The 6,323-nt window shown below is 73.8% G+C and carries 5 protein-coding genes; all 5 read left to right on the forward strand.

The window, feature by feature from the left end; all coding sequences use genetic code 11:
- Positions 1-7: 7 nt before the first annotated feature.
- Genes ACFXG1_RS19540 through ACFXG1_RS19560 form a run of 5 tightly spaced genes read left to right on the forward strand, consistent with a single transcriptional unit; the run spans position 8 to position 6,154 of the window.
- The gene (locus ACFXG1_RS19540) at positions 8-940 is read left to right on the forward strand and encodes a 3-oxoacyl-ACP synthase (RefSeq protein ID WP_384710446.1); all 933 of its coding nucleotides are present in this window, start codon (positions 8-10) and stop codon (positions 938-940) included.
- Between the two features lie 19 nt (positions 941-959).
- The gene (locus tag ACFXG1_RS19545) at positions 960-2,141 is read left to right on the forward strand and encodes a C45 family autoproteolytic acyltransferase/hydolase (protein ID WP_384710449.1); all 1,182 of its coding nucleotides are present in this window, start codon (positions 960-962) and stop codon (positions 2,139-2,141) included.
- The gene (locus ACFXG1_RS19550; protein WP_384710452.1) at positions 2,138-2,896 is read left to right on the forward strand and encodes a 4'-phosphopantetheinyl transferase family protein; all 759 of its coding nucleotides are present in this window, start codon (positions 2,138-2,140) and stop codon (positions 2,894-2,896) included. Before ACFXG1_RS19545 ends, ACFXG1_RS19550 begins: the two co-directional genes overlap by 4 nt.
- Entirely contained in the window at positions 2,893-4,497 is a 1,605-nt protein-coding gene (locus ACFXG1_RS19555) for a lyase family protein (RefSeq protein ID WP_384743787.1), read from the forward strand. Before ACFXG1_RS19550 ends, ACFXG1_RS19555 begins: the two co-directional genes overlap by 4 nt.
- Positions 4,484-6,154: a class I adenylate-forming enzyme family protein gene (locus tag ACFXG1_RS19560; protein WP_384723604.1), complete on the forward strand. Its 1,671-nt coding sequence runs from the start codon at positions 4,484-4,486 to the stop codon at positions 6,152-6,154. The genes ACFXG1_RS19555 and ACFXG1_RS19560 overlap by 14 nt, the downstream gene beginning before the upstream one ends.
- Positions 6,155-6,323: the final 169 nt, after the last annotated feature.

Genomic DNA, 6,323 nt, shown 5'->3' on the forward strand with positions numbered 1-6,323 from the left:
AGGACGGATGAGCAGCACTCCGGTTTTCCTCCTCGCGCCCCGCTATGTGCTGGGCGAGACCGAGGAGCCCTACACCGCCGTCGAGGACCTGGCGGAGAGGGTGGCCCAGTACGCCATCCCCATGGCCCCCCGCACCTGGGGCTGGGGCAGCTTCTTCCGTACCGCGCGGTCCACCGTCGAGCTGGCGGTGGAGAGCGGCAACGCCACCCTGGACGCCGCCGGGGTGGACCGGGCGGCGGTCGACGGTCTCGTCGTGTGCTCCAGTTCGTTCCCGGAGGGTGTCGACGGCCATGCGTCGCTCGTGGGCGCGGTGCTCGGCGGACTCGGTCTCGGCGGGGCCGCGTTCAGCTGCGGTATGACCCTCAACCGCTGCAACAACATGCTCGCCGGGCTGCACACGGCCCGGGCGCTGGTGGCGTCCGGGGCTCACCGTCTGGTGCTGGTGGTGACCACGGACCGGATCACCGACGAGGCGGTACGGCTGGAGAAGTTCGCGCTCTTCAGCGACGGCGCGGCCAGTTGCCTGGTGAGCGCGGCCGGGCACGGGCCCGAGCCGGAGCGGCTGGCGGTCCTGGCGTCGGCCGTCGCCCAGGACCCGGCGGTGATGGGGCTGCGGGACCAGATCGACTCCCGGCTGGCGATCGCGGTCAACGCCGCACTGGAGGACGCGACGGGGGTGTCGCCGGAGAAGGTGACGGCCCTGCTCCCGGCCAATCTCGTCCGACCGCTGATCACCATGAAGGAGCGGCAGGCGGGTTTCGCCCCGGCGCGGATGCGGACCGGGAACATCGAGCGCGTCGGGCACTGCTTCGCGGCCGATCCGCTCATCAATCTGACCGATCTGCTCGCCTCGGGCGACGCGGTGGACGACGGGCTGTATCTGCTGGCGTCCAGCGTGCCGGGAGCCCGGCACGGCGTTCTGCTCCGCAAGTGCCCGTGACGGGAAGGGTGTGCCGGATATGAAGCGGTACGGGAAGAACGGCCCGGGTACGTCGCCGGAGTCGGCGGCGGGCACCTCGAACGCCTCGAACGCCACGGACGCCACGGACGTCTCGAATTCCGGGGGTCCGCCGCCCGCCGGGTTCGTCCGGCTCACGGGTGACCCGTTCGAACTGGGGCGGCAGCACGGCGCCGCGCGCGCGACGGAGTTACGGGCCTATCTGGACGACGGGCTCACCCGGCTGAACCATCTCGTCGACTCCCCGCTCACCCTCGACGGGATACGGCCCGCGCTCACGGCGTTCCGCCGGGAGATCGAGGCGGCGGTGCCCGAACTGGCCGAGGAGATCCGGGGCCTGGCGGACGGCGCGGGCATCTCCCACGAGGAGGCGCTGCTGCTCCAGACCCGGCGGGAGGTCGTCGGCTACCAGGACACGAGCAGGCCGCCGCACGGCGACTGCACCACCTACACCCGGGTGGATCCGACCGGGCCGCATACCGTACTGGCCCAGACCGTGGACCTCAACGGCAACCTCGACGACCAGACCTGTGTGCTGTCCGTCGCCCGCGCCGGGACCCGGCGCGAGGTGCTGACCTTGAGCTTCGGCGGGCTCCTCGGCTATCTGGGGATGAACAGCGACGGGCTCGCCGTCGGCATCAACCTCGTCGTCGGGGGCCGCTGGCGGCCGGGTCTTCCGCCCTATCTCGCGGTGCGCCACGTCCTCGACACGGCCGGGTCGGTGGACGAGGCGCTGGAGGTGCTGGCGGGGCTGAAGCTGGCCAGTTCGCGGTCGCTGACGCTGTGCGATCCGCGCGGGGCGGCGTACACCGAGTTCCTCGACGGGCGGATGCATACGGTCCGGGGGACGCGGACCGTGCACACCAATCACTTCCTGCACCGGGAGTTCATCCCCTACGACAAGCTGAACGTCTTCGCCCGCAACTCGTCGCTGCGGCGGCTGGACGCCTGCACGCTGCGGCTGAACGCGCTCCCCGAGGCGGCGCTGCCGGGTGACCATCTGGCGCTGCTGTCCACTCCGCCGATCTTCGTCCCCGACAACGGGAACATCCGGCGCGAGCGCACGGTGGCGGTGGTCGCGATGCGGCCCGCCTTCGGCGATCTCCATCTGCTGGGCTCCCGTCCGTCGGAGCCCGCCCGGGTGTTCAGCGCGCGGGCGCTCAGCGGGGCGGCGGGGTCATGAGGGCGGCCACCGGGACCCGGCTCCCCGGCCGGTACGCCACCGGGGCGGCCCGGCTGATCGATCTGCACCCGGCGGGTGGTGACACGGCCCCGGACGCCGGCGACGCGGCGGCGCGGGCGGTCCTGTCGGCGGCCGAGCTGCGGCGGGCCGGCTCGTTCCGCGACCCGGCGGCGGCGACGACGTACATCCGGGCCAGGGCGGCGGTACGGCGGGTACTCGCCGAGGCCCTGCGCCGCCCGGCGGCCGAGGTGCCGCTGACGGCGGAACCGGGCGGCCGGCCGGTGCTCCCGGCCCACCCGGACTGGTCCGTGAGCTGGTCCCGCTCGGCGGGCGTCCTGCTGGTGGCGGTGCGGTACGGCGGCCCGGTGGGCGTGGATGTGGAGGTCGTACGGCCCGTGCGGCGCGCGGCGCGGGTCCTGGGCACGTTCTACCCGAAGGCACCGGACCTGGGCGAACTGGACGACCCCGAGGCGTTCTTCTCCGCCTGGACGCTGCTGGAGGCGGCGGTCAAGGCATCGGGCCGCGGCCTGGCCCGGGGCGCCCGGGACGTCCGTCTGGTCCGCCGCCCCGGGGCGCGCCGGTGCGCGCTCGGCGGCATCCGCGGCACGGACTCCCCGCTGTGGAGCGGCCGTACGGACCACTTCACGGTCGCCCCCCGCCCGGCCCCGGGACGCCACGCCCGCGCCCGGACGGTGATGACGGCGGTCGTGACCGACGCCGCCTTCCCCCCGCCGCCCCCGGAAGTGACCCCATGACGACGAACCCCCCCGGCAACCACGACACCCCCACGCCCGCGCCACCCGGCCCCGGGACCCGTACCGCCGTCGCGGGTGGGCACCCGACCACCGCGCACCCCGCCGGAGGCGACCCGGCAGGGGTCGACTCCGGGCTGCTGTCGCCCGTGTGGGCCGGGACGCCCGTCGCGCGGGTGACGTCGGACGAGGCGTGGATCGCGGCCATGGTCGCGTTCGAGGCGGCGCTCGCGGACGCGCAGGCCGTGCTCGGGGCCGTACCGGAAGGCGTCGGGGACGCCGTGCGGGCCGCCGGGGCGGGCGGGGGGCTCGATCCGGTGGTGCTGGCGCGGCGCGGGCGGGAGGCCGCCAACCCCGTGGTGTTCTTCGTCGCCCGGCTCACCGGACTCGTCGCCGCCGCCGACCCGGAGGCCGCCCGGTACGTCCACGCGGGCTCCACCTCCCAGGACGTCCTCGACTCGGCCGCCATGCTGGTCGCCGGGCGGGCGCTGCGGCTGATCCACGGCGACCTGGGGCGGGTCGGGGCCGCCCTGGCGGCCCTCGCGGCCGAGCATCGCGACACCCCGGCGGCGGCCCGTACCCTCACCCAGCACGCGGTGCCCACCACCTTCGGGCTGCGGGCCGCGAACTGGCTCACCCTGGTGTCCGACGCCCGCGACCGGGTCGCCGAAGTGCTCGACCGCGGCCTCCCGGTGTCGATGGGGGGCGCCGCCGGGACCCTGGCCGCCTACCGGGACCAGCTGCGTACCGCCGGGGTCGCCGGGGACCATCCCGAGCTGCGTCTGGTGGAGCTGGTCGCCGAGCGGCTCGGACTCGCCGCGCCCGAGGTGCCGTGGCACGCCGTCCGTACCCCCGTCGCCGAACTCGCCGCCGTACTGGGCCTCGCGGCCGGCGCGCTCGGCAAGTTCGCCGCCGATGTGCTGGTGCTGACGCGGACGGAGGTCGGCGAGGTCGCGGAGCCCGCCGCCGCCGGACGCGGCCAGTCGTCGGCGATGCCGCAGAAGCGGAATCCGGTCCTGAGCACCCTGGTGGCCACCGCCGCCCGGCAGGTACCGGTCATCGCGCTGGTGCTCCAGCAGTCCCTGGTCGCCGAGGACGAGCGGTCCGCGGGCGCCTGGCACGCCGAGTGGGAGCCGCTGCGCCAGTGTCTGCGGCTGACCGGCGGCGCCGCGCACACCGCGGCCGAACTCGCGGAGGGCCTGGTCGTCGTGGCCGGCCGGGTCCGCGCCAATACGGCGCTGACCGGCGGCAGCCTGGTCGCCGAACGGCTCTCGGTGGCCCTCGGCGCCGAACTCGGCCGGACCCGCGCCAAACAGATCGTGACGCGTGCCGTGCGCGCCGCGGAAGGGGGCGCCCCGCTCGTCGCGGCGGTGCGGAGCGCCCTGGAGGAAGCCGGCTGGGCGGACGAGGTGTCCGTATCGCCCGAACGGCTGCTCGACCCCGCCGGTTACCTCGGCGCGGCCGGTCCCCTGGTGGACCGGGCCGTGCGCCGCGCGGGGGCCGTCCCCATCCCCACCCCCACCCCCACTCCCCCGTCGAATCCGGCCGCTGCACACGACCGGGACGCATCAGAGGATTCGGAGACTCCCCATGATGATCAGTGAAGACGTCCGTCGGCAGATCCTCGCCGACGCGGCGCTGGGCGCGGGCAATGTGATCCATCGCCTGCCCCTGTACGGCCGCCCCCTCGACGCTCCGGTGCTGTGGCTCGACGGCACCTGGCGGGCCCCCGACGGCGACCACCCCGAGTCGCTGACCCTCGGCGGGCTGCACGAGGTGGTGGCCGCGTACGCCGGGTACTACACCCGTGCGGGAGTCCGGGCCAAGGACGCGGTGGCGATCGTCTCCACGTCCATCACGGACTTCGCGCTCAACCTGATGGCGCTCACCAGCATCGGCGCGATCGCGTCGCTGGTGAACGCCAATATGCCGCTCGACACCCGCCGGGAGTACATCCGGCGCCAGCGGGTGGTCGGTGTGATGACCCGCGAACCGTGGCACCAGGACCTCCGGGCGCATCTGGAGGACCCCGAGCCGCCGCTGTTCGTGGCGCTCCAGTCGGAGATCACCGCCGGGGACGCGGAGCACCGGCCCGCGGTCTACCCGTTCCGGCACACCGCGACGGACCCCATCCTGATCTCGCACTCGTCGGGAACGACCGGCATCCCCAAGTCGGCGTTCCACACCCACGAGACGCTGTTCCACGGCGCGCTCTCCCGGCTCGCGGACGGGCTCGACTGCTCCACCCGGGCCCGGCTCCTGGCGCTCCCCGGCCACCATGTGTCCGCGATGTCGAACACGCTGCTCGGGCTCACCCTGGGCGCGCCGGTGATCCACTACACCGATCCCAGCGGCAAGGCCGTGCTGGACGGGATCGAGAAGCACCGGCCGACGATCGTCTTCGGCTTCACCCACACCTTTACGGAGATGGCGGGTGAGGACCTCACCGACCGCGATCTGAGCAGTGTGGAGGCGTACTACGCGTCCGGGGACGCGGCCCACGCGGTGCATATCCGGCGGCTGCTGGACAAGGGCTACCACACCGTCACCGGCCCGGATCTGAAGCCGCGGAAGGAGCCGGGCGCGATCTTCATCGACATGTTCGGCTCCACGGAGATGGGTTACGTGCTCTTCGACTTCGTGCACCGGGCGGGCGGTCCCGTCATCGGCCGCTGCATCGGGCGCCCGATGCGGTTCGCGGAGGCCGTGGTCCTGGCGGAGGACGGCTCGGTGCAGCCGCCCGGGAAGGTGGGGCGGCTCGGGGTGCGCTCGCGGTCGCTGACACCCGGCTTCTGGAACGACAACGTCCGGTGGCACCAGCAGTGGCTGGGCGGCTACTTCCTCACCGGTGACCTGGCCTACCGGGACGCCACGAACACCTTCTTCCACCTGGACCGCACCACGGACGCGATCCGTACCGAGGACGGCTTCGTCTTCAGCGCGTACACCGAGGAGGTGCTGCTGCGCGAGTACCCGGAGATCCTCGACTGCACGGTGGTCGGGATCGCCGACGACGGCGTCGACTTCGGCTGGGAGGGCGAGGGCACGGCCACCACCCACGTCCTGGTGAACCTGGTGGAGGGCGCGGAGACGCCGGCGGACCCGACGGCCTGGATCAACGAGGCGCTGGTGAAGGCGGGGCTGCCGCGGACCGCGGGCGCCACGGTCGTCACCGAGGGCAGCATCCCGGTCGGGATCACCGGCAAGGTCCTCAAGCGGGTGGTGCGGACCGAGGCCAAGAGGCTGATCGGCGGCTGTTGACAGAGCCTGGCCGCGCGCGCGGGACAGCATGTGCGGGGCGCCGGGCCCCGACCGCCCCCGTGTAAACGTTGGCGCGAAGCGACAAAACGCCACGTCAACCGCGGGAGACAGAGAAGACCGGGGAAAGCCGGTCTTTGTACCGGAGCCAAACAACAGACAGGGGGACCCG

This window comes from Streptomyces sp. NPDC059248, assembly GCF_042753905.1.
Taxonomy (GTDB): domain Bacteria; phylum Actinomycetota; class Actinomycetes; order Streptomycetales; family Streptomycetaceae; genus Streptomyces.